At 60.6% G+C, this 24,638-nt stretch carries 16 protein-coding genes, 1 tRNA gene and 1 pseudogene; 6 read left to right on the forward strand and 12 right to left on the reverse strand.

All coding sequences use genetic code 11. The features are described from left to right. Nucleotides 1-24: 24 nt before the first annotated feature. Nucleotides 25-3,015: an autotransporter serine peptidase EprS gene (gene eprS / locus ACODS5_RS08815; RefSeq protein WP_489108425.1), complete on the reverse strand. Its 2,991-nt coding sequence runs from the start codon at nucleotides 3,013-3,015 to the stop codon at nucleotides 25-27. Between the two features lie 328 nt (nucleotides 3,016-3,343). Here eprS and ACODS5_RS08820 point away from each other — a divergent pair, with 328 nt between their 5' ends. The 4 genes from ACODS5_RS08820 to ACODS5_RS08835 all read left to right on the forward strand — a co-directional run bounded on the left by ACODS5_RS08820 (nucleotide 3,344) and on the right by ACODS5_RS08835 (nucleotide 5,765). Then, a complete protein-coding gene (locus ACODS5_RS08820; protein ID WP_489108426.1) occupies nucleotides 3,344-3,823 on the forward strand; it encodes a hypothetical protein in 480 nt (159 codons plus the stop codon). An 11-nt stretch (nucleotides 3,824-3,834) separates the two neighbouring features. Continuing rightward, complete coding sequence (locus tag ACODS5_RS08825; RefSeq protein WP_134693385.1) at nucleotides 3,835-4,077, forward strand: hypothetical protein; 243 nt, start codon at nucleotides 3,835-3,837, stop codon at nucleotides 4,075-4,077. 77 nt (nucleotides 4,078-4,154) lie between these two features. Further along, nucleotides 4,155-4,937: a hypothetical protein gene (locus tag ACODS5_RS08830; protein WP_489108427.1), complete on the forward strand. Its 783-nt coding sequence runs from the start codon at nucleotides 4,155-4,157 to the stop codon at nucleotides 4,935-4,937. A 231-nt stretch (nucleotides 4,938-5,168) separates the two neighbouring features. Further along, complete coding sequence (locus ACODS5_RS08835) at nucleotides 5,169-5,765, forward strand: transglycosylase SLT domain-containing protein (RefSeq protein WP_489108428.1); 597 nt, start codon at nucleotides 5,169-5,171, stop codon at nucleotides 5,763-5,765. Between the two features lie 197 nt (nucleotides 5,766-5,962). Here ACODS5_RS08835 and ACODS5_RS08840 read toward each other — a convergent pair whose 3' ends face one another. The 7 genes from ACODS5_RS08840 to ACODS5_RS08870 all read right to left on the reverse strand — a co-directional run bounded on the left by ACODS5_RS08840 (nucleotide 5,963) and on the right by ACODS5_RS08870 (nucleotide 18,786). Then, a complete protein-coding gene (locus ACODS5_RS08840; protein ID WP_134693382.1) occupies nucleotides 5,963-6,193 on the reverse strand; it encodes a hypothetical protein in 231 nt (76 codons plus the stop codon). After that, nucleotides 6,186-6,326, reverse strand: coding sequence for a hypothetical protein (locus tag ACODS5_RS08845; protein WP_489108429.1), 141 nt, complete (start codon nucleotides 6,324-6,326; stop codon nucleotides 6,186-6,188). The genes ACODS5_RS08840 and ACODS5_RS08845 overlap by 8 nt, the downstream gene beginning before the upstream one ends. A 1,638-nt stretch (nucleotides 6,327-7,964) precedes the next feature. Further along, entirely contained in the window at nucleotides 7,965-9,821 is a 1,857-nt protein-coding gene (locus tag ACODS5_RS08850) for a DUF262 domain-containing protein (RefSeq protein WP_489108430.1), read from the reverse strand. A gap of 25 nt (nucleotides 9,822-9,846) precedes the next feature. Beyond that, on the reverse strand, nucleotides 9,847-12,807 hold the full coding sequence (locus tag ACODS5_RS08855) for an ATP-binding domain-containing protein (RefSeq protein WP_489108431.1): 2,961 nt from the start codon (nucleotides 12,805-12,807) through the stop codon (nucleotides 9,847-9,849). A gap of 272 nt (nucleotides 12,808-13,079) precedes the next feature. Continuing rightward, complete coding sequence (locus ACODS5_RS08860) at nucleotides 13,080-16,274, reverse strand: beta propeller repeat protein (RefSeq protein WP_489108432.1); 3,195 nt, start codon at nucleotides 16,272-16,274, stop codon at nucleotides 13,080-13,082. Nucleotides 16,275-16,284: 10 nt separating this feature from the next. Then, nucleotides 16,285-17,700 carry a hypothetical protein gene (locus ACODS5_RS08865; RefSeq protein ID WP_489108433.1) on the reverse strand — a complete coding sequence of 472 codons (1,416 nt, stop codon included), beginning with the start codon at nucleotides 17,698-17,700 and terminating at the stop codon, nucleotides 16,285-16,287. Between the two features lie 9 nt (nucleotides 17,701-17,709). After that, complete coding sequence (locus tag ACODS5_RS08870; RefSeq protein WP_438282480.1) at nucleotides 17,710-18,786, reverse strand: helix-turn-helix transcriptional regulator; 1,077 nt, start codon at nucleotides 18,784-18,786, stop codon at nucleotides 17,710-17,712. A 601-nt stretch (nucleotides 18,787-19,387) separates the two neighbouring features. On the opposite strand from ACODS5_RS08870, the gene ACODS5_RS08875 reads away from it, so the two are divergent. Next, a complete protein-coding gene (locus ACODS5_RS08875) occupies nucleotides 19,388-19,762 on the forward strand; it encodes a helix-turn-helix domain-containing protein (protein ID WP_410937166.1) in 375 nt (124 codons plus the stop codon). A gap of 329 nt (nucleotides 19,763-20,091) precedes the next feature. Here the strand turns inward: ACODS5_RS08875 and ACODS5_RS08880 are convergent. The 4 genes and pseudogenes from ACODS5_RS08880 to ACODS5_RS08895 all read right to left on the reverse strand — a co-directional run. Beyond that, a pseudogene (locus ACODS5_RS08880) lies at nucleotides 20,092-20,262 on the reverse strand (integrase domain-containing protein); the annotation flags it as partial. Nucleotides 20,263-21,163: 901 nt separating this feature from the next. Then, a complete protein-coding gene (locus ACODS5_RS08885; RefSeq protein ID WP_489108434.1) occupies nucleotides 21,164-22,492 on the reverse strand; it encodes a tyrosine-type recombinase/integrase in 1,329 nt (442 codons plus the stop codon). A gap of 164 nt (nucleotides 22,493-22,656) precedes the next feature. Continuing rightward, nucleotides 22,657-22,732: transfer RNA gene (locus ACODS5_RS08890), tRNA-Thr, on the reverse strand. Between the two features lie 58 nt (nucleotides 22,733-22,790). Further along, on the reverse strand, nucleotides 22,791-23,201 hold the full coding sequence (locus ACODS5_RS08895) for a pilin (protein ID WP_038706807.1): 411 nt from the start codon (nucleotides 23,199-23,201) through the stop codon (nucleotides 22,791-22,793). A 226-nt stretch (nucleotides 23,202-23,427) separates the two neighbouring features. Between ACODS5_RS08895 and ACODS5_RS08900 the strand changes: the two genes are divergently transcribed. After that, entirely contained in the window at nucleotides 23,428-24,636 is a 1,209-nt protein-coding gene (locus ACODS5_RS08900; protein ID WP_489108435.1) for a type II secretion system F family protein, read from the forward strand. Nucleotides 24,637-24,638 lie beyond the last annotated feature (2 nt).

The raw sequence follows: 24,638 nt of genomic DNA on the forward strand, positions 1-24,638 counted from the left end.
CCGTCTTGCCAGGCGCGCGACGCCTCAGAAGCGCCATTGCAGGCTCAGCCCTGCGCCATGCTGTTGTTCACGGCTGGCCAGGCGGCCCTGATAGTCCAGGCTCAGGTCCAGGTCGCGGGCCAAGCCCAGGCGTGCCTGCAAGCCCACCAGCGCGGCGTCGCGCAAGGCCGGCGCGGTGTGCACCGGAAATGCCTGGTCGCTGCCGGCGAAGGCCAGGTGCTCGCTGTCCTGGGTACCACTCAGGCGGTGCTGCCAGCCCAGGCTGGCCGCCAGTTGCAGGTCTTGTTGCGGGCCCAGCTGCCATTGCTGGCGGCCACGCAGGCCCAAGGTACTGAGCCAGGCATCGCGCTGTTCATCGCCGGCATGCAGCGCCGCGGCGTCGCCCTTTTCCTGGAAGCTGTCGCGCTGCAGGTGCTGGTAGGTCAGGTTGGCGAAGGGCTCCAGTTGCAACGCCGACGACCCCAGACGATAGGCCGCCTCGGCGAACAGCTGCTGGCTGCGCGCATCGAGCCGCGCGCGCTGGCGGCCGGAGACCTCGGCATAGGCCAGGTCGCGGCGCACCTCGCCGCGGTGCCAGCTGTAGCTGCCGCCCAGGCTCAGGCGCAGTTGGTCGATGTCGTGGCGCACATAGCCGCCCAGGTGGTAGCTGTCGACCGTGGCCCGCGAGTGGCTGCCACCCATGCCCAGGGAGCTGTCGCTGTAGCCGGCGGCCAGGCCGGCGCGGGTCTGCGCGTCGAAGTCACGGTCCAGGCCCAGCAGCAGGCCGCCGAGGGAGCTGGTGTAGGACTCGGTGCCCTGCACGCCCTCGATGCGCCCCCAACTGCCCAGGCCCTTGAGCCACAGCTGCGACGCCCCCGCCTCGCTCGCGGCTGTGTTGGCTTGCAAGGCATCCGCTTGCACGCGCTCGCCCAAGGCATCACGCAGCACCGCGCCCTGGCTGAGCAGCATCGAGTCCAGCGCCGGGTAGATCTCCCCGGCCAACTGGCGCAGGCCGTCCTGGGCCTGGGCCAGCGAGGTCGACAGCAGCAGGCTTTCGTACACCGGGTTGCCCGGCCCCAAGCGCTCCACGGCACCACCGCTGGCGCGCTGGTTGGCCGTGGCACCGACACTGTCGAAGGTCGCCGCGCTGCGGGTCACGTCCAGTTGCACGCCATTGGCCGAATAGTCGAGCACGGCCCCCAGGAACAGGTAGCCGGGCTGCACCTGGGCGAAGCGCCCATCGACGCCACCCGCCGCCTGCAGGATGTCGAACTGCTGCCCCACCAGGCTGGCGACCGGGCCACCAGCCAGCAGGTTCGGCCGCGCCTCGGGGGCCAGGCCCAGGTTGGCGCCAGCGACACGGGCCTGGCCACCCACCACCAGGCGGTCGCTGGCCGTGGGCGAGAGTTCCACCCGATAGGTCGAGCCCGGCTGCAAGTCCAGGTTGCCGGCGACATTCAGGGTGCCGATGGAATTGCCCGGGGCCACCACGCCGCCGGCGCTGGCGGTCAGGGCCGCGACCCGGCCGCTGCCGCCCAGGGTGCCCGCGGCGTTGACCGTCACCGCCGATTGCAGGCTGCCATTGACCACCAGCAAGCCGCCGTCGACCCGGGTCGGCCCGCGGTAGCTGCTGTCGCCGGTCAGCTCCAGCCAGCCGGCCCCGGCCTTGACCAGGCTGCCCTGGTAGACCCGCTGCGCGGCCGCCGCGTCGCGGGCCATGCCCAACGCATAGTCGCTGCGATCCTGCTGGCTAGCCCCCGCGCCCAGGCCCTGCTCCCAGCCGCGCTCCTTGAGGGTCTGCTGCCAGGCCTGGCGCTCGGCGGCGTCCTCGGCCTGGCGCTGCGCCAGGGCCTGGTCGGAGATGCCGTTACTCCAGCTATCGCCCTGCCCACGCCCCAGGTTGACGTTGAACTCGCCCAGCAGTTGCCCCGGGCCGTGCAACGCCCGGCCAAGGTCCGGAACACCCCAGCCCACTCGCTCGCTGGGCCCCTGGGTGGGCGAGCCATCGAGCTGGCGCGCGGTGGTCAGCAGCACCTCCAGGGCCTGCTGGTTGTTCAGGTAGGGGTAACGCTGCATGACCAGGGCCAGCGCCCCGGTGGCATGGGGCGAGGCCATCGAGGTGCCGTTGTAGGTGGCGTAGCCGCCACCGGGCACGGTACTGGTGATCGCCGCGCCAGGGGTAGCCAGGCACCAGTACTTGGCGATGCCGCACTGGTTGTATTTTTGCTGGTTGTTCTTGTCCAGGCCCGACACCGCCAGCCAGTGGCCTTCCAGCTCCGGCTGGAAGTACGGCAGCGCCGAGCGCACGCTGGCATTGGCATAGCCGCTGTTGCCGGCGCTGAACACATTGATCACACCCCGCCGCGCCACATCGCCAGCGGCATCGAGCCAGGTGTTTTGCTGGTAATGCTGGGCGTAGGCCGCGCGCAGACCCTCGAGGGTCTGGTAGCTGACATCCTTGGGCTGGCTGCCCCAGCTGTTGTTGATGGCCCGCGCGCCGGCATCCACCAGGGCGTCATAGGCCGCCTTGAAGTAGCGCGGATCCGGGTCGGTGCCGAACAGGAACTTGTCGTTCTTGTTGGTGTTGCCCACATACACCTGGGCATCGAAGGCCACGCCATGCATGCCCACGCCATCGCGCGCCGCGCCCATGGTGCCGGTGACATGGGTGCCATGGCTGTCATTGGCGCCATTGAGCACCCCGGACACCGTGAACGGCGTGCCGTCCAGGTACTGGCCGGTGGCGGTGACGGGATGAAAACGCCCGGGGCTGGCTTCGGGATGGGCGGCATCGAACCCCGAGTCCAGGGCGCCGATGCGAACCCCGGCGCCGGTGATACCAGCGGCATAGGCCTGGTTGGCCTGCATGCGCTCCAGGCCCCAGTCCTGCTGGTATTCGGCCGAGCGCCAGCTGGCAGGGTCGCCGGCACGGCCGGCTTCTTGATAGGCCGCCGCAGCCGTAAGCGGCAATGCGGGGGCGAACGCCAGGCACAGGGTGGCCGTCAGCGTCTTGAGCTGATTACATCTCACATCCATGTCGATGACATCTCTTGTTTTTGTTGTTGGGCCGAGCGTTCCTGTTCGACCTGTTGTCACGGCCTTGCCCGGCCACGCATTCGCCGGCCATCGAGCAAGGGGCGGTCGCCCGCCACTGCGCAGGGTACTTCGGCGTCAGGCGAAAGGGATAGCTATATTTTTTCGCGATTGCGCGGCAAAAAAATCGCTTCGGGGGAAGGCGCGCCCGTCGGTATGCGCAGCCCCCAGAAGATAAATCGGCCAGACAACGCAATAGCCAGATGCCACCATTTGCCGGCCTACCGTGCGTCATGGAAAATCGCCATTTGCCTCGTAAGGATGCGTGCAGATGAAGTTCGAAGGGACTTTCCAATACATGGGCAATCACGGGATCGTCTTCAACGTCTCGCAGATCACCCTGACCGACAGCGAGCGCGGGCGCCTGCGCGAGCTGCATTTCGGCGAAGCGAGAAACGCCCACTACGAGGTCAACAGCAAGGTCGTCGAGGTGTACGACAAGATGTTGGCCAAAGGCTTGCCGTGCGTGATGAAGGTCGGCATCTCCAAGCCGCTGACCCGCCAGCAGGGCGACACCCTCAATGCCCAGCGCACCAAGGTCGCCAACCTGGCCGCCTCGGCGTTCGCCGCCGCCACCAGTGCCGTGGCCACCTCCTATGTGGGGGTGCCGGTGGGCGCAGGGGTGCGGGCCTATGCCAATGACATCCTGTCCACCTACCATGCCGGCGACGTGCTGGTCAGTATCGAGGCACAGGTCAACGGCGGCATTGGCCCGCAGCACACCACCTCGACCCTGATCATCAAGCCCTGAGGACGCTGCCTGTGACCGAATTGATTTATGCGCTGCTGGCCTTGGTGCTGTATGGCCTGCTGGATCGCTTGCTCAAGCCCTACCCACTGCGCAAGTGGCTTGGCGTGGCGCTGATGGTGGCCGGTGCGGTCGGCTGCCTGGTGCTCAGCCAAACCCGGTGGTTCGTGCTGGACCTGGGCCTGCTGTCGGTCTTTGCCACGGCGCTGGGCGTGGGCTTGTTCGTGAGGCGCCGGCGATTCCATTCGCAGGGATAAACCAAGGTTTTAGCCAAGGTATACTGCCGCCCCGCCGCGCCCAGAGTGGCGCGTTGTCTCTACGTGCAGGATGCCCCATGCCCCTTCGACAAGCCGTTGCCAGCCCCGATACCAGCCTCACCGCCACCCCAGCCCCGCTCAGCCAAGCCCTTGACCAGGCGCAGCAAGCCGAAGCCCGCCTGCGCCAGCGCAGGCGCCAGGTCACCCTGGCCTTCATGGGCCTGCAGACGGCCTACTGCGGCTACCTGATGCTCAAGTGGATGTGGCAGGGCCATTACATCGGCGGGCCGATCTATGCGCTGTTGCTGTGGTGCCTGCTGTGGCTGCTGTATTACCCGGTGTCGGTGCTGTGGTACCCGCGCCAACGCGCGCTGGACAAGGCCTGCCACGCCCTCGATGCGACGCGCATGGAGCAAGGCAAGGCGTTTCTGGCCAACCAGGCCCTGGGGCCGTATCGCTGGGTTTGCCGCGGCGGGCGCATGCTGGCGGTGTTCCCCGACAGCCGCGTGCTGTATGTGCTGGCCCCGGAAACCGGCGAGCGCCACGCGCTGATGGATGCGCCGCAAGTGGTCAAGCAGGTGCGCGTGGACGAGCAGGCCGTCACCCGCAGCACCACCAAGACCACCACCAAGCACGGCTGGCGCAACGTCTATGCGTTCAACAACCATTTCGGCATGATCGGCGGCGGCAAGTCCCGCTCCACCTCGACCACCACCCACGACACCGTGCGCAGCTTTACCCTGCACGTTCAGTTGCAAAGCGCCGGCCAGCACCCGTACTGGCTGCAACTGCCCTTCGCCAGCGACTGGCAGGAAGCCCGCAACTGGCAATTGCTGATCGAGCAGGCGAGCACCCGCTGACCGCGTTGCATCCCCCCCTGTAGAAGCGGCCTAGTGTCGCGAAAGGGCCGCGAAGCGGCCCCGGGGGCCCGAGGTTGTGAACCCGCTTCGTGACCCGTAATCACCCAAGCCCACAGCTCAGAAAATCACCTGCCCACAATCACACTGCGCCGCAGCCGCTGATTCATCTGCGCCTGAAAAGACGGTATAAAGCGCCAGCACCCCCGACGTTCGCAAAAGGAACTCCCCGTCATGCTTCGGCCCTTGCTGCCAGCCCTGCTCCTGGCCCTTGCCGGCTGCGCCACCAAGCCCCCCGCCAACCCCGAGAACCTCTGCGAGATCTTCCGCGAGAAGCCGAAGTGGCACGAGGCGGCGTTGAAGATGCAGGCGCGCTGGGGCGCCCCGGTGCAGGTGCCGATGGCGATGATGTACCAGGAGTCGTCGTTCAAGCACGACGCCCTGCCGCCGCGCTATTACTTCCTCGGCTTCATCCCCTGGGGCCGGGTCAGCAGCGCCTACGGCTACGCCCAGGCCAAGGACGAGACCTGGGCCGACTACAAGCGCGAAGCCGGCGGCTGGGGCGCCGCCCGCGACGACTTCGCCGACGCCCTCGACTTCATGGGCTGGTACATGCAGAAGAGCCAGCGGGTGAACGGCACGTCCAAGTGGGACGCCTATGGCCAGTACCTGAATTACCACGAAGGCTGGGGCGGCTACCGCAACCGCAGCTACGACGCCAAGCCGTGGCTGAAGAACGTGTCGCAGAAGGTGCAGGCGCGGGCTTCGGTGTTTGGGGCGCAGTATCGGAGTTGTGAGCAGGAGCTGGCTCGGGGTGGGTGGTTCTGGTAGGGCCTGATGTGGGGGTGCGTTGAAAATGCTGACCTGCTCAGTTAGCGCTTCATCGCCACTAGCGAGGTTGCTGTGCAGCCCTTCGCGGGCAAGTAGCATCGGCACAGGACTACGCAGAATCTCAAGCTAACGCCGTACCTGTAGGAGCGGCCTTGTGCCGCGAAAGGGCCGCAAAGCGGCCCCAATACTCCGCAGCATCAATCCCCAGAAACACTCTCCTCCTTCATCGCCTCCAGCTTGCCGAACTGCTCGCTAGCCAACCGGCTGATGATCCGGATCGCCTGGTGAATGCCCGCAGTGTTGCGGAAGCTCAGTTGCGGGTTGTGCTCGCACTCGAGCACCTCGTCATGCTGGACCAGCGCCTCGCCTAGCAGTTCGAGGGTCCAGACGTAGCTTTGCAGGGTAGACATGCGTTCATGGTCAGTCATGGGGCACCTCGCGGTTGGCGCGGTCGGCGAGGGACTGGCTGTCGATCGGGTAGAAGGTTGGGGATGGGGTGGCCGCACGGGTTGGGCGGCGGAGAGCGGATGCGAGGATCCTGTACAGACGTTTGATGGTCATGCATGAGACTCCAAGTTAGGTTGGAACCACCACGCACTGTCGCCAAACAATGGGTGGCAGCTGTACGCAGGTTGGCGAACCGGGAACTTGGAACCCGGCAGACCCGAAGGTCTCCCGCGCACAGCCGCCATGGCACGAGGCTGCGGGCACAAAAAAAGCGCCTGCAATCGTGTGGGGCGCTGCTGCGCCAAGTTTATCCGGGTCGCCAAACCCGGTCGCGGAATTTGCCGCGACTGGTAGGGAATTTATTCCTTGGGGGCTTCTAGTGCAAGGTTCTTGGGGATGGGAAATGGCGATTGGAAGCGTAGGAAATGGCTTGCACGGAGGGATTGGGTGGCAACAGTACGTGGGTTGGCCGACCGGGACGAAAGGAACCGGCACACCGGAGGTGTCCCACGTGCTGTCGCCATGATGGAAAAGTGCCCGATATGGACAGCCCTACGTGTGGAGAGGGTGGCAGCTGTACGCAGATTGGCGAACCGAGGAAAAGATAACCCGGCAGACCAGGTGGTCTCCTGCGTATAGCAGCCATGTCACAGCAGACGTGTGCAGGTTAGCTGCATCTGGTCATTGATGAGGCTTGCTGAGATAGCTAGAAACAAAACGCCCGCACTCTAAGGACTGCGGTGATAGGTGCGGAGACAGACGGACGGTTGTTGGTCGTAAGGGCCCGATTTTCGCGGGGCTGGATTTTGGTGGATTTTTTGATTTACCTCATAGGGTATCTATAAACAAATCAGCTGGTTATGGCTTTCTGTGGAATCGAATCGGGAATTGCGGAGGCTCCTCCCACCCACTTCAAATGGTACGTAAGGAACGGCAGAAACGACCCATAGCAACCGCAGCTATCGTCCAGCCAACCATTCCCCTGAAATTTACTTGCCGTATCTCCAGCAAATGCTGGGAGCGACACAGTAATAAAGAAGGCTGCATAACCACAAGCTAAGAAAGGCTTAATTTCATTCACTCCAAAGGTATATACCGGCCGCGGTAAGCAGCGTCGGCTTGAATGAATTGTTAGGTCTCAGGCCCACCTGATCCACGTCAGTAGGTCACGAGCGGAATCAGACGAGGGTAGGTCTATCTTAAACAGTTGTCGTTCGCCTGCGAGTTGAGGAGAGACCCGGGCAAGTGCAGTCGAGGGGTTTTCAGGTGGATAGCATGTGATTTTGCCGAGGCGGGCCTTCATACGCTCGGGGAGTTTGCTGACGAAAACAGAGCACTTCGTGGTGGTACGAGGGTCAAACGCCACCTCGGCGCCTGTGTCAAAGCGGTAGCTCACCAGGTATTCGTTATTGTCCTGTTCTAAGCGGACGGCATGCGGATCTGCATCCAGCATGGTTCTCAAATCTTCCCCTTGCATAAATATTCCCCTGTGAGGCTTAACTATAGTTGCCAGCATGCTGGCCTGATCGCAGATTAGCGTGCAGTCTGGGGCTAGACAACGAGTCAGCTTCCGCATCGGAAAGTATCGAAATCACTGGGTCGGATATCTAGGCAATGAGAGGGAAGTGAGTCGCCCCTGCTTTCTTAGATGCTTTTGAGCGCCTGCTTTTGGCCGGTTGCTGTCGTTCGCGAGAGGCAGTATTAGCAACGTAACTCCGAACGCACGTTGCTTAAGATGCTTCCACTCCAGTTCTACTGATCAACATCCGGATATGGCCAGATCTGAATCGCCGACTTGGCCAGCGACGCTCCCCTAGCGAGAATCTCCTGCTCCGACCATTCTTCATGGTCATGCAAGGCACGGCTGAGATTCAGCTTGCTCCACTTCAAGAGTTCCGGCTTTTTGGCTAGCCAAGCGCAGTTGGACAATGCAGGGTTCAGGCTGCTGGTCACCAGTGTCAGATTGCCCAGCGTATGCTTGATTCGATCACGACGCTGGCTGAATTCCACCTTAGCCTGTGGATCATTCTGCACCTCTGCGGGCAGCGGCCAGTGCTCCTGCCACTTCACAGGCAGAATATGCTCGATGGTCAACCCCTTCGGCAAGCTGACAGCCTCGCTTTTAGCATGCGCCAGTGCCCCCTCTAAGGCTTTGAGCACCGCCCGCACACGGTATTGCGGCCACCACTGGTACAGCGGGTAATCGAGTAACGCCTTGCCCAGCTCGCCATCTTTCGGGAAGCGCACACTTTCCCCGTCGCTGGAGAGCAGGAACGCGCCAACCACCTGGGCAGTGATGTGCTTTTCACGCTCGAGATGACGAATCAGATCAAGGAATAATCGGTTGTAATTTTTGGTGGTCAGGCTACAGATCATCCGACGGAACAGATAAGACTCAATCACCGTCAGGATCGCCTCAAACTCGGTTTGCTGCTGCGGCCGCAGTCGCTGACTACATAGCAGTAGCAGCGGATAAACCGTCGAAGTATCGATCACCACGAGGCGCGCCAGAAAACGAGCCAGACGAGATCCTGTCGCAGGCGAAGAGAACTGCCGAAAATGCTCAGCATAGGTCTTGAGCAGCGCCATATGCTCACTGGCAGTGTAGGCCTGGTCGATGAAGCAAGAGCTCCAGTCGGCCGTGTACTGCACGTAATTCCTATATTCGTTGAAGATGTGACCAACACGAATATCGCGGCGCATCGCCAGGGTTAGGAAATGGCGGATGAAGATGTCTATGCGCGGACGGTTTTCCCGTCCCTGCTTGACCTCTTGGCGCCAAAACTCTCCATCGAACTCTGCCCAATGCTCTTCATACAGCGTATCGATATCACAGCCTTCGCTTTGAGCACGCCGGAAGAGAAAATTCTTGATCAAATCCGCCGGTAGCAACTGCGTGCCACGTGCATTGAGCGTCTCAAAGATCACTTGCGATTCGTCGTCTTCGCCGAGATCGATCACCACCAACTGCAAGCCATTGCGAACTACAGCCCAAAGGGCATCCAACTGTTTCTCCGGCGACTCTTCGGCTTCTGCAGCCTCTGGCCGCAACCACTCCTCGAACTGCCCATAGAAGTACAGGTAGGCTCCTACGATGCCCTGATCGTGGCTGAAGTCCACACCCTTCTTACTCGCCAGCTGCAATAACGCATCCGGACTGCCCGCGCCATGTACCAAGGCAAAGGCGTGACGATCGGCATTGGTTGGCAACAGTTTGGGCACCTCTGACGGGTCATCGACCATCGTGTCGCTGTTAGAGACCATTGACTCAAAGCGCCCGGCAAAGCGCTCGCTACCCCGGCTGCGGCACAAGTCGCGAGCGGCGATCAGCAGCAGCTGCAAGGTGGTGAAACGCTGCTGCCCATCAATGACCTGGCGGCCCTGCACAGAACCGGTGTCATTGCGCAGTTGCTCAAGCACAACGGCACCGAGGAAGTGCGGGCGCAACCTCTCACCAGCCAGCACCACACCGAGCAGGCGCTCGAAGTCCTCCCATAGCGGTTGCCAGTTATCCTCACGCTTCCAGACATAGGGCCGCTGGAACAGCGGAATCTGGTAGCAGACCGTGGGTTCGAATATTCTTAGCAGAGGACGGCTGTTGGCTTCCATCGTTCATTCAATCCTTAGTTATCTACTAGCGCAGTCGACTCATCAGCAACTGCTGTCTCGCTCGCGTACAACCTACATACAACCGGTTGCGGAACACCGGCTGACCAAGATCGTACTGGTCGATCATTGGCATCAGCACAACATCGAACTCCAGCCCCTTTACATGCAGCACCGACGTGAAGTGCACCAAGTACTTTTTCGACAGATCGATCTGCTCTGATACGCTCATCTTGCGGAAACTGCCCTCCAGTTCCTGCTCACATAAAGCATGCAGGGACCGAGCAGTTACCTGATCAGGCAACACTACAGCAACCGACTGATTCTCAGGGATAGCGGCGATTACCTCGCACAGATACCTGAACTCTTCTTCACGTTCGGCAAAGCAACGCATCATGTAAGCACCTTGCTCGCTAACCTGATCATGCAGAACGTCAGCGTCTAGATGCTGTACATCCGTATCGGCTCCGCGCTCGAACAACTGCCGCAGTACCGTACTCAGCGCGGCTAGATCCGGCTGCCCTTTCTGCCGCAAATTCTCATCCAACGCCACAAACTCTGGGCGTTTGCCAATCGGGAAGCAATCCGCAATGTGTATTTCTTCATTGTGCAGCAACTGCTGCGAACGGTCTCCCACCACCGTGATCGCGCTATAACGCGGATCAGCCTGGGAGGTCATCAAATAGATCTGCTGCTCGCTAAAGTCCTGCACTTCATCGATAAATACGCTCTGATAGAAAGAGGCCTCGCGCAGGCTGGTGGGGAGCGTGGCTGTTACTCCGGTACTCAGGTCGTGAGCCAGGCATAGCAGCAAGTCGATATCGGTCTCGCACAGGCGTTGCTCTTCAAGACGCTCCAGTACCTGCCATGCAGTGGCCGCATCAGGGAAGATGTCGGCATGTTCATACAGCGCCTTCGCATACAGCCCGGCGAAGTTCTTCAGCGGCTTGGCCAGATAATCCAACGCTGTCTGCAGGAATATCTTGCGCACCGAAGTTCGCGCCTGCTCGTCCTCGCCAGGTAGCACCTGACTACCAATCCCACTGCTGACCTTCAACCACTTCAGTCCCTCACCATCCAGATAGAGCAAGGACCTGGGCGTACCAAGCGCAATGAACAGCTCATTGACCGGCATGAATTTTGCCTCATACCCTTCAGCAGTTACTATCGATGGCAGCAGAGCGCGGACGCTCGAGCCCGCCAGTGAGGCCTGCACAGCATCATTGAAGGATAGGGGGTGGTTATCTGCCGAGAGGTATTGGTATCGACTGCTCGATACACAGGGCAATGCCTCAGCCCCCTCGGCCTCGGCCCTGTACAGCACCAGAACCTGATTGGGTTGCTGGAACAAATCGACGGGCAACTCTGCCAGCCTTTGCGCCAGTTCCGGAATGCCCTCGCCATAGGCCATTTGCTCCCCCAGATGAACACTCTGGGTTGCCGGACCAAGAATGCGCTGAGCCAGCGCCTGAATCTTCTCCAACAATCTGGCCGCCAACCGATACAAGGCTCGTTCCGCAGTCAAAGGCGAGAGCAGCTCTTGCACCAGTTCATCAACACTTGCTACAAGCGCTTGGCGGGCAGCGGCAAACTGACTACGCTGCTGGCCAGTAAACCGTCGCAGATGCTCGCTGTCGACCTCAACTAGCGCGCTCTGCAAGTCGGCGGCGATCACCCGCGCTAGCGCAAGCCGGGCGGCATTGAGCCAGGCCAGCGTCGTGGTCAGAGAATGCCCCTCGTCGCTACTGCGTTTGAAGCGCTTACCAGAAGCCCCCGAAGACTCCAGATTGCGATAGTTGCGCAGCTTGAAGCGCAATTCGTGATACTCAAGCACCGGCAAACTGGTCATACCTAGACGGCTGCAGGTTTCCTTGAGGTACTGAATCAGCTCGCCAGTGCGCACAAAGCCGACGCTGCCGTCCTGAGAAAACTTGCCAGCAAACTCGCCCTCCCAGTAGTCGAAGTCGTCGCCGAGAATGGACCGGAACGTCTCACGATCTGTCACTTCATTCGAGTTGAAGTCACAGAGCATCTTGGTCCTCCCAAGGGCAGCCGAGGTCTTGCCTGAGCCCGCAACGCCCTCGACCCACATTGGCCCAACCGGTGCACGGGAAATGATCTTGTCCTGATTCGGGGTTCGATTAAGAAAAAAGTGCTCATCCAGGCTCATGCGCTCAATTAGCTCACCGCCAACGTCATCTTCCACATCATCGAGATCAGCAATCGACAGTGTCGAATCTTCTTCCTCGTCATCATCGAGAATCTGCAGCTGCGGTGTGACAGGGACGGACGGTGTCAGCTCTAGCGGCTCGTCCGCTGGCTGTCCGTCGTCTGGCAGGTGCGTAAAAAACTCTGTCACCGGTGTGTTTGGAGGCCCGGCACCGTTAAATGCTTGCTCGGCAGGCACGGGCAGCTCCTTGCCAATGGGCGGCACAATAGCGACAGGCTGCTCTACGCTATTGGACCTTGCAGACTTTTTACTCGGTTCAGTGGTTTGCTTGCCGGCAATCTGTTGGTCTGTCGAGTTAGCCTTTGTCAAAAAGGCTCGCAGATCCATGACCTTTCCTTGGCCGTTCGCATTCTCTACCCCCACCGCCAGAAAGTTGCGCGCATGACGCTCCAGCTCTTCAAAATCATGGCGACGAAACTGGCGAGCCTCAGTGACCCTGTATTCACCCCAGGCCTTAGAGAAGCTCTCAAAGCCCATCCCTGCCACAGCGCAAAGGCGGCCCACCGGTGAGTGGGGAGTGGTGTAGCCCGAGCTGGCTTTGGGGTATACCAGCGAGTCCATACCCAGCCGGAATGTAGCAACCCCCTCGTTCTCTCGTTCGATTACCAGTGCCTTGCCGTAGGCGTTGCGCTTAAGATTCCGGTAAGCCAAATCGCCTTCACGGATCATCCGCTCGGCGTAATCAATAATGCCCTCAAGAACCTCCAATTCTTCGTGGGCAACCTTGCGCAAGAATGCTTCACCAATCTGCGTTGCCATACCTGTCATTCCTTATCCTTAGTAGAAAACGTCTACACCCAAGGTGTGATTATCTTCCCAATCCGAATTGAAGAAGGGTTTGCGGTATTCGATGGCGGCTTCTAAGGGTAATAGTTCGCAGCACTGAGGATCCGTGTCTAATGATGTCGGTCACAGGCCCACACGGACCTATGGTGCTGGCCCGTCAGCGATGGGGCTGAGTGAGCCTACCGCTGGCGAACCGGCTTTTGCAGCCTTGCGCCTGGCCACACCCTAGGGGCGGGGCGGGTTCATCACACGACCTGTCGGACAAAGGTACCGACGCGCAGGTAGGTTTCGTGGGAGTCCGGCGCGTAGAGGCACAGGGCGCCCTGGTCGTTGGCTGCGAAGTACTTCCAAGTACCTTCCTCCAGCATGATTTCCTTGAACGTCTGCCCGTCGTGGCTGACGTGGATGCGTTGGTGATTGTTGCGCGACGGGAATAAACTCAAGTCGTCGAGGTGGTAGCCGGTATCGACACCGAGCCCGCCCGAATGGCGCTTCCAGTCGTAGCCCTTCTGCGAAGTCAGCAGGTTGCCCCAAGAGAAGCACATGAGTGTGCCGCCCATCGCGGTGACGACCGGATCGTGGAAGGTGAGGGCGTCATCAGGCCAGGTGCAGTTGCGCCAGCCCTTGCCCTGCACGTTGTACATCACCGACGAACTGGTGTTGGTCTTCTTCTTCACCATGGTGTAGAAGCTGCAGTACTTGCAGAAGGCCAACAGGCAAGCGGTGCCTGGAATGGCACGCAAGTACTCCACTTCCTCGCCCTCGGAGAGGTTCAGGCGGCTCTCCCAGCGCTCCCAGGCCGCGCTCGGTTCCTTGGCGCAGAAGAACACCGGTTTGTAGTAGGTGGAGGTCTTGGTCGAGTCGAACAGGAAACCTTTGTCGGTGTATTCGAACTCGGCGCGCTCGGTAAAGCGCCACAGCCACTGTCCATTGAAAAAGACCAGGTCTTCAGTGGCGGAAAACACGTAGTTGTCGCGCACGTCCGGGTACTGTGAACGCTCCCAGTTCAGGGCGTCACGGGAGTAGTAGAACCCCTCGGAGCCCACCATCAGTACCCAAGTGCCCTCAATCACGTCGAGGCGGCGAATCCAGATGCGTTCATCGTCGACATTGGGCTTGACCGCCTGCCAGTTCTCGCCGTCCTCGCTGCGGTAGAACTGTTCGTCGTTGTCCACGATCAGCCACACCTTGCCATCGGTCTTGATATGGCGAATCTCTTCTGGGTCGCAAGGCGGATTTTCCATGTCGTGCCAGTCGATGGCAAACAAGTGTCGCTTACCGTCGTGCTCATAGGTGACGGATTGTTTTTCCAATGCCTCGCGCAACTTCTGCTGTTCCTGCTCTTCACGCTTGCGCACGCGGGCCAGTACCACCGAACTGTCGAAATCGCCCTTGCGGAAGTAGCCGAGCTGGTCATCCGCATCGGAGCAGGCATCGGAAAATGCCGTGAGCGTCCGGTCGATCTGGCGCTCGCAGTCGTTCAACTGGTGGTACCAGTCATCGTTCTCCGCCGCGTTGTCCAGGTCGTAGTCGGACCAGGATATCTCGTTCTCGAACTCGATACGTGGCAGGCCCCACTGGGCGATCACGCGGTTGGCGGTACTCAGTGCCGGGCTGTTCGCGGCGATGAAGTCCTGCGCCTTGCGGCGCATATCGTTGAGGCTGGACAGGACCGACTTGCGGCCGATGGTATAGGCTGCACTACCGGCAGCCGTTGCCATTTTGCCAAGGAAGCCATCATCGAACGAACCCATGAACGATGACCAGTCGGTGGCTTTGCTGGTGGCGGTCATAAGGTCCATGGTCATGTTGGAGGCATCCATGCCGGCGGCATAGAGCTGCTTCTCCGTGGCGATCCAGGACTGCTCGAAGCGCAACGTGCGATAGCGCACGACGTTCTTCCAAGCCTGGGTCAGCTTGGCCAGGCTTGCCGCCGCCTTCACCAGTTGCGCTTCATCGCCCTCATTGAGCAGCGCCTGTACCTGCGGCAGGTTTTCCTTGAAGTTGCCAGGCTTGAGGGCGAGCAAGATCCGCAGCATACGCGGGTTCTCAACCTTCTTGCGGCACAGGGTCAGGAGGAAGAAGGCGTCGATGAGCCATGTATAGGCCTTGTCATCGTCATTGAGCAGCGCTTGCAACGCTGACAGGTGCTCACGCTCCTTCAACGGATTGTCGGCGATGCCGAGAACCTGCGACACCACCTCCGGGCAGCCACTGTGTTCGGCCAACTGGCTCAGGAATTCCTGGCCCGCGCCGTCCAGCGAGGCCGCATTGTCGAAGCACAGCGCGAACAGGCGCAGGTAGGTACGGCGCGCTTCGTCGTCGGCCTTGTCGAGGAAACAATGGGCCTTGATGTCCGGCAGGTCGGAGGTCAGCGACAGGGTTTCTGGTTGATCCGCATCCAGGGCCGCGTCAGAGCTGACGTTGAAGCCGTTCTGTTCCTTGTAGATATCCAGCGCTACCAGGCTGCCGCCAATGACTTCGCCGATCAGGTCACGCACACCATAGTTGGTATAGAGCCCGCCAAATTCGTTGCCGAAGAAGCGCGAAATGATTTTTTCTCGGGCCAGGTCGCTGTTGCACAGCTCATCGTCGGTGAGGTCGATGATCTTTTCGTACTGCTCCGAGAGGAAGTACAGCGCGTTAAAGCCAAGCCCCGAGATGTTTTTCTGAATGAAGTGCGAGTCCAGCACGTGGTCTTCATCGACCGCCAACTCGATCATGCTGCGGTAGCGATCAATGCCAAAGACCTCGATCTGGTCGATCAGTTCGATGATGAACCCCAGCATCTCGACTTCGTCATCACAGTTGACTCCGAGTTTTTCCAGAGTAACCACGAGATGGTTGACATCGCGCTCGGTCAGTTCGATGTCGCGATGGGCGCGCAGGAAGTCATAGGTCAGGTGCAGGATCAGCAGGTTGCCTGGAATGGATTTGAAGCGGCGCTTGTTGGCCTCGATGTTCAGTGACCAGCTGTGGAAACTGGCGCTGTTCTCGACGGTCTTCAACCGGCTGTTGATGCGGTCGATGGCGGTTTCCAGGAAGTCACGGGTCTCGATGATGTAATCGTTCATCGTACCCAGGTTGTTGCGGATGACCGCGATGCTCTGCGCGTTGATCAGGTTCTGCTGTTGCAGCTGCTTGAGGTAGTGCCAGGCGTACTTCTGCATTTGCAGGGTGTCGGCTTGGTTCAGCAACTGGTTTTCGCTGGTCTTGCCGGTCAGGCTATTGGCGAAACGCTTGAAGAAGCCGGCGCCCGACTGTTTGTTCAGTCGCTCCTGGCTACTGGTAATCAGGCGCGAGGCATCCAGAGCCAGTTGCTGGGTCAGGGCAGCATTGGCTTTGTGGCGGTTGACGAGTGTGGTCACAGCCTCAAGTTCGGGCCCCTGCAGCGGCTCATGGAAAATTTGCTCTTGCAGCGCTGTCGTTGTCTCGCTCATGGTTCCGGCCTTAAAGATTGTTGATCTTGTTGCTGAGTCGCTTGCTTTGCGCTTCCAGAGTCCTGACCTGAGCGGCGAAGTGCTTCTCCGACAGATACAGGCCCTTATGGAAGTCACCGTAGAACTGTTGCGAAACCTGTAGGTATTCCAGGGCTTCATGAACGGCAACGCCGTTGCTGAGCACGCGTTCCGTGGCTACCAAGGTCAGCTGGAAGCTCTTCTCGATGTGGTTGTCCACGGCAATGTTCATCGCCAGCGTCGTGATCAGGCCACCGACGATGCTGCCCACCAACGCACCCGCAGGGCCGCCCAAGGCGCCAATAGCTGCGCCCACCGAAGCACCGCTCACGCCGGCGCCGGTCAGCAGCAACCCCTTGCCGGTGCGGGTTTCAAGTTCTTCGCCGGTGATCTTGCCGGCGGCGAACAACACCAGGTTCTGCACCACGTCCACCGCGCAGACGGCCGCCCCGGCAATACCGCCATTGGCGAAGGTGCGCTTGAACACTGAGCCAGCGAACAAGCCGGGCATCGAGCGGGCAGCGATGCTGACGCTTGCCGAGGCCACCCCGGCCTTCAAAGCGCTGTCGCCAGCGGCGATGGCCGTATTCTGAAGGATCAGCACGGTGGCGCGTTCGGCGCTGATTTCGCCATCCCTGACCTGGCGGATGTACTGGAAGGTGTTGATGCTGCCGGCGATGACCGTGGTGACGATGGCCGCCGACCCAGCCGCACGCATACTTTGCTGGAGCGTCGCCTTGTTCAGGTAGCCCGTCTGCATGTTCTCGTGCAGCGCCTTGCCGGAAGACGATCCCGCGCCGACGTGCTCGGCATCGCGCTTGCTCAACCCGGTGGACTGAACGCCCTCGACGTCGAGGCGTCCAGCGGCCTTGTCATGCACTTTCTCGGCGGCCCGGGCGACCTCGGGGCGAGTGTCGCGATTCTTCAGCATGTCCTTGTGCGCGGACAGCTTGATGCCTTCAATCTGGTCGGACGGCCCGAGGAACACGTCGGCGTTCTCGTAACGGTGAACCCCATCCTTGCTGGAGCGAAACGCCTTCTGCGTGGAGTCGGCATTCTTGAAATATTTCAGCTGTGCGCCCTGCAGTTGGGTATCGCCCTTCATGATGACGATGTCGTGGGTCATGTCGTTCTTCGCTAGCGGTGTCTTGGCGAAGTTATCGGTGAAGGCCCGGACATCCTTGTCCTTGAGGATCGCGTCCAGGTTGAACGACTCGGCATGCCAGGTTTCCGCCGCGAACCCGCCCTTGATCGCTTTGCTCTGAGCGGTGGAAGCGATTTTGGCCATGATGTCGTTGGCCTGGCTGATTTCGCCGACCATACGGCCGATCTTTTCCGAGGCCTGAGTGGGCCAGATCGGGCACAGGCTGACCGAGTGGCTGATAAGTTTGCTGTCCTGCTTGTCCATGAGAAGGCCTCAGGCGTTGTGCTGAACGACGGCAGTACCGACGCTGGAGTGTGGAGAGGCGGCACCGACAAGCGCCTCCTCGGCCAGATAGAACTGCTGCATTGATTTCAGGCGCTGACGGATCTCGTCGACCCAGACTTTGGGGGCATGGACGCGGATATTCTCGTTGAGGCCGAAGATCCACCAGAGGGTCTCGCTCTCCAGAGGAACATAGGCGCACAGGCGTTTCCAGGCTTGGCCGGGAAGGTCGTGCAGGGACTGCTCGTCACTGAGCGGTGTCTCGCTCAACAACTCGGCGATTTGCGGATGTATGTCCGCAACCAGTTCAACGCGCTCGTCGCCCTGGCGTTGGCTGAAGCGGCCCCTGGCGATGTAATCGTCGATGTTGAAGTCAGGTTGCTCCTTGCTCTCGGTTTCCAGCATGCGGATTGACTGGATCCGGTGCAGGGCGAACTGGCGCAAGTCATCGTAGCCGTCCACCGATGCGAGCAGGTAGCTAATGGCATGTCGGGAAACCAGCCCGACCGGGTGCAGAGCCAGTTGCTTCACCTCACCTTTGCTGCGGCTGCGGTAAGCGACCTCGATCTGGCGACGTTCCAACAGGCTGCCGGAGACCGTTCGCCAAACCTCGGGAGCGATTGATGCTGGCATCAAGGTTTTGCCGTTGGGGATCGCACGGACGCGACGCGCCCAGTCCGCCAAACCGTTGTGGCCCACATCACCGAGGAAATTCCGCGCTCGGCGGAATTGCGGACTGAGCTGGTCGAGCACGGTCTGTGGCAGCAGGGTTGTCAGATGGCTTTCGGACAGGCAGAGGGCGAGCGCGGTGGGCGCGTCCATGTCCTGCAGCTTCAGCGGTGCATCGCGCGTGAAGCTCCAGCGGAAGGGTGATTCGCTCTCGTCACATAGCAATGAGAACGGCAGGGACAGCCGATTAAGGTCGCGCTGAATGGAGCGCAGCGTGACGGAAAAACCCTTGTCATGCAGCTTTTCCAGCAGTGTGGTGCTGGCGATACGCTGTGGCTCGGTAGGAATCAGGCGCAGCAGGGCGAACAGCCTGAGCAGCGTATCCTTCGCTTGAGACATGGAGGCTTCCTTGTTGTGCATCAGTCGGTGATGCCAGATTGGTCACGATGCTAATAAAAATGCTGGCTCAATGCCACTTCACCGGCATCGCACATGACTAAAGTCAGATGGGTACGCGACCCGTTCAGGGGCCTTCGGGCGCGTGGGCTTCCTTGTAACGCTTCAAGTCTTGGTATTCGCGGTATAGCTCACAGGCCTTCTTCAGCACTACAACACAACCGATGGCGGCAAGTAGGTTCTTCATGACAGTGAGCTCCTAGTGTTTTTTGCATCTTGTTATGGGGGGGCGACAAATCGTGTCGTCGCGTAGAGGTGTCCAAGGTCATAGCCGACTCTCGCTGACAAACAGCTCAGCCGCGTTGAGGAGGCACTGATGGATGGCACTACGGTCAGCCTGACTACAGGTAACCGAATCGATCGACTCGGGAGAGGAAGAATTGTAAACACGGTACATAAAACATGATGGCCATTGACCAAGCTCGTCCAAAGCGTTGCTGAGGACCGAGAGCGGCGAAAGCAACACCCAAACCATCTTACTCTTGAAGTTAAGGGCAACCCAAAATACACTTTAGCTATTACCCCTCACCCCCAGGTGCTCCCCATGCTTCCTTCGCCCACTTCTCCCGACTTTCCTGCTGCTCTGAAAGCTAGGCGCGAACTTCTTGGATTGAGCCGCGCCGAGCTGGCCCGAAAGGCCAATATTCATGGCGTGATGCCCCGTCGCTATGAAGAATCTGACTGCGGGGAATTTGCGAGCCCCCGTGCCGACACATGGAAAAAGCTGAACGAGATTCTTTATCCCGAATTCACCATGAGTGCCGGGGTGCAGCAGGAGCCGTCCGAGTCAACGACCAACTCCAAAACGTCAAGTTTCCCCTCTGGGGTCAGCGGTTTGAGCATCGCTGAGGCCAAAGCTGGCTTGGCAATCACCTTTGGAGTGGACATCGAACGCATCGAGATCATCATTCGCGGCTAAATTACTGCACTCATGAACATACAATTACAACTTAAGGGCAACCCATGAATATCCAGATCGCCGAGTGGGATGAGGTTTCGCGAGTACTCAAGCAAAACATCGCGGTAGTTCCACCGGGGCAGGAGTTCACGATTCGGCAGATTATCGGGGAACCAGCCTGGGCACCGTTGCAACGTAAGACGCGTCATGACTTTGGCCGACACGTACGGCGGAATCTTGAACAATACGGGTTGGTGTTCGCACGCATGGCCGGACGAGTACTCGTATACAAAAAGTCCCCTGTCTAAACCTGGCTTGGGGGTCTCTACGAAACCAGGGGCAATTCAGGCCCCCTGTTCGGAGCGGCACCATTTGACGAATGCCTGCCACCGATCACAGTGCGCCTTGACCGTGCCGTAATGACCGCCGCCGAACATGTCTTTCAGCGCTTGCGGCCCTGCGTAGCTCATTTGCCTGCCGTAGCCAAAATTGCGGCCATCTCGTTTACCCACCAATGCCATTTCGGTCACCTCATCTTCTGCTCTCCGATCCTCACCCCACGTCATCCCGCCAAGAATGCTGAGTGTTATCAGGGATCAAGGCCCCTGCGACCTGTGGGGTTGCCCTCTAACGCGGGACTGGCGGCTCCTTACGACCGGGAGCAAGGGCATCTCATGATCTGGCCTCCTGAGCACCGTTACCGGTGGGCGGGTGGAGGCTGCATTGGCTGACGAGACCAGTGCCGCGAGATCCTGAGCCGGGTTAACGCAGCGATGCGATGACCGGGGCATGCCTGACTGTCAGTCAGGTGCAGTCCATTCCGTGGTCTGCGGCACCATCATCTACAGCGCTGTTGCTGGTGATATCGACGTTTGTCATGCCGATTGTCACAAGTGAAGTAGCCGCAAAGCTAAGTGCGATGAGGGCTGCAGCAGTGTTAGAAGCGCCCGTCTCTTTCCAGGAGAAAGAGACGGGCGCAGGTTGGCGCATGATTCGGCCAAGCGGATAGGTTGCTGCAGGGCAGCGAAGTAGAAATGTCGTCTGGCGCACGAGGGCCATGTTCTGAAGTAGGCATCCATCACCGGGGAGGTGACCGGGCGAGCTGCCGGACGCGAATCGCCATTTGGGGGGAGAACCACCGTGGGAACGGCGTGACCTTGAAGGTTCGAGCCACCTGGGGTGCTGTCATCGACAGCGCTTGCACGGCCAGTTCTACGCCTGTGGATAAACCCGGTCAAGGATCGAAATTCGGCGATATTGAGAACATGAAAAGCGATCATCCACCGGTGGAATTCCGTGGTAAACCCCGGACAAAGTTGTGGCTTTTAGCTTTGCAAAGCTAGGTCCATCCAAACAGGGCGGCTTTGCAGCCCTGTTTGGATGGACCCGCGTGAAAGAGCAGCCAGCACCGATCTTGCAGGCTCACCCTCGATTGAATGCGCCATGACCATTTGGCAAGGCTGCGACGTTGTCGCCTACCGGATGGGCAAACTCATGCGGAGTGACATGGCCCGACCTATTGGCATCGATGTAGTTACTCCACCACGCCATGATCAACCGGCGCTGCTCCAGAAATTGGGCCTTGTGGATGTAAGCAGCGCGCACGCGGTTACGCTCCTGATGGCTCATCTGCCGCTCAATCGCCGCGTCCGTCCACAGCCCTGATTCGAGCAAGGCACTACAAGCCATGGTCCTGAAACCATGCCCGCACACGTCCTTGGTGGTGTCGTACCCCATATTGCGCAGCACCTGATTAACCGTATTCTCCGACAAGGGTTTCCAGTACCTGTGATCACCGGGCAACACCAGTTCAGAGAAGCGATTCAAGCCGCGCAGCCGTTCAAGGATCTCGATGACTTGAGGCGACAACGGCACTATCTGAATGTCTCCGCTCATCTTGGTCCCGCGCGTGGAATAGCGGACGCCCTCAATCGGCTTGCGGGTATCGGGGATCTCCCACATCGCACGTTGCAGGTCAAACTCATCCCACCGTGCAAAGCGCAGTTCGCTGGAGCGCACGAACACATGCAGCGTCAGCAGCACTGCGAGCCGAGTCAGCTCGCGACCGGTGTAGTTGTCGATTCGGTCCAACAGTTCTGGAATGCGGTTTAGCGAGAGCGCAGGACGGTGCACGGTGCGCGGCGCTTGAATCGAGCCGGCCAGATCGAGCGCCGGGTTTTGAGTGATCTGCCGCGCCCGCTTCGCACCCCGCATGATCGTGGAGAGATAGTTCTGCACACGCAGCGCTACATCCATGGTGCCGCGATCCTTGATCCGCTGGGTGACCTCAAGGAGATCATGGGTATCGAGTTCAGCGATAGGCCGCTGACCAATCAGTGGAAACACATGGGTGCGCAACCTGCTCAGCACCGTCTTGGCGTGGCCCTCGGTCCAGCGCCGGGACATTTCGGCGTGCCACTCCAAACCGACGGTTTCAAAGAGAAGACTCGCACGCTGGGCAGCGATCTTGGCCTTCTGCTTCTCTTCCATCGGATCAAGGTTGTCGAGCAACAGAGCCTTGGCCTCATCGCGCTTGGTCCTCGCGACGGCCAACGAAACGATGGGGTACTTGCCGATAATCAGCGTGCCTTCCTTGCCGTTGGGTTTGAAATACCGCAGCCGCCAAGTCTTCGAGCCACTGGGCGCGACGTACAGGTACATACCCCCGCCGTCGAACAGTTTGTAGGCGCGATCACGCGGTTTGGCCGTGCGGCATTTGAGGTCGCTGAGCGGAATGGCTAGGCGTGGCATAGGGGTACGTTCTCCATTCAGGAAAGACGCTGTACCCCAAAAATACCCCCGGTTATTGGGGGTTTTATTGGTTCCCGACGGAGGGTCGTGGAAACAAAAAAACGGCCAAAAGGCCGTTTTAGAGGGCTTCCAAAGCATTCAGCGGAATGCAGTGGAGCTAGATGTGGTGCCGGAGACAGGAATCGAACCTGCGACCTTCGCGTTACGAGTGCGCTGCTCTACCGACTGAGCTACACCGGCGTGTTGCGCAACGTACCACTGCCGTGTCGGTTACGCAAACCCCTGTTTCACCTCACTTTCATTGCACCGTGCAGCCGTTGGGCGCGAGGTCTTCCTCTACCGTGGTCACGCAGCTCCAGCCTGCCTGGGTACGCGCCAGGGTCACGGTCTTGCCCAGCACATTGGCCGGTGCGTCGGCCAGGGTGCAGGCGATGCTGGCGGTGCCGTCGGCGGCCTTGCCGCTGGCGGTGATCGCGCAATGGGCGGTGGCGGGCTGGCCGCCGAGGCTGGCGACGTCGGGTACGTCCTTGCCGTCGTTCAGGCGCACGTCCATCGGCGTCTTCAGCGCGGAAATCTCCAGCAGCGCGGCAGTAGCCTTGGCGCGGGCCTGGTGGTTGGTGTACATGGGGATGGCGATGGTCGCCAGGATGCCGATGATCGCGACGACGATCATCAGTTCGATCAGGGTGATACCTCGTTGCCCTTTCATGAACGGTCTTCCTTCGTGATACGTGGAGGCGCGGCGGGCGCTTTCATCGTGGCGCGCCCCGGCCGGCAGGCGCGCAGTAGGCCTGAACCGACACCTTTTGTCACCCCTGCGCGGCGGGGCGTCATCTTCGCTGGACTACTCTAGTGAGCCACAGGGAAACGCGCCCGGCAGCAGGCCGGGCAAGCTGTTACCGGGCTTTTCGCCCCCGCGCAAAAGGACTCTCGCCATGCCTGCTTCCACCCGTCTGTACGCCTGGGAAGGCGTCGATGCCAGCGGTACGCCGCAACAGGGCCAGCACACTGGGCGCAGCCCGGCGTTCGTGCAGGCCTGGTTGCGCCAGCAGGGGATTCGCGCGACGCGGGTGCGGCTGGCGGGTGGGCTGCGCTGGCGCTGGCCGCAACGGGCGGGCAAGGCGGATGCGCCGGGGTTCAGCCGCCAGCTGGCGACCTTGCTCACGGCGGGGGTGCCGTTGTTGCAGGCGTTCGAGGTGATGGCGCGCAGCACGGTGAACAGCGCCATGGCGGCGTTGCTGGCGCGGTTGCAACAGGATGTGGCGGCGGGGTTGGGTTTGGCGGATGCCTTGCAGCGCCATCCGGGGTGGTTCGATGCGCTGTACTGCAACCTGGTGCGGGTGGGCGAGCAGTCGGGCACGCTGGACCGGCAGCTGGAACAGATGGCGACCATGCTGGAGAAACGCCAGGCGCTGCGGCAGAAGGTGCGCAAGGCGATGCTGTATCCGGCGCTGTTGCTGCTCACGGGGTTGGGGGTGGCGGCGTTGTTGCTGCTGGAGGTGGTGCCGCGGTTCCAGGGGTTGTTCGCCAGTTTCGACAAGGCGCTGCCAGCGTTCACCCAGTGGGTGATCGATTTATCCACAGGGCTGGGCAATCACGTCGGGTGGTTGGTGCTGTTGATAACTGCACTGGGGTTTGGCATTCCGGCGTTGTACCGGCGGCATCTGCCGGCGCGCCTGTGGATATTGCGCGGGGTGTTGCGGGTGCCGGTGGTAGGCACCTTGCTCGGGCAGGCGGCGTTGGCGCGCTTTGCCCGTAGCCTGGCGACCTCTTATGCCGCCGGGGTGGCGTTGCTGGATGCACTGGCCACGGTGGCGCCGGTGAGTGGTGACAGCCTGCACGAGCGGGCGATCCTCAAGTTGCGCCAGGACGTGGCCGGCGGCATGGGGCTGCAGCAGGCGATGGAGGCGGATGCGCTGTTCCCGCCGCTGTTGCGCCAGCTGGTGGCGGTGGGCGAAGCCAGCGGCACCCTCGACCGAATGCTGGACAAGGCCGCGCTGCATTACGAAGAACAGGTGAGCCAGGCGCTGGAGCAGTTGACCACGCTGCTGGAGCCGGCCATCGTGCTGATCCTCGGGCTGCTGGTGGGGGGCCTCGTCGTGGCGATGTATTTGCCGATCTTCCAGTTGGGTAGCCTGATCTGAAC

It is taken from the genome of Pseudomonas sp. FG47 (assembly GCF_057809115.1).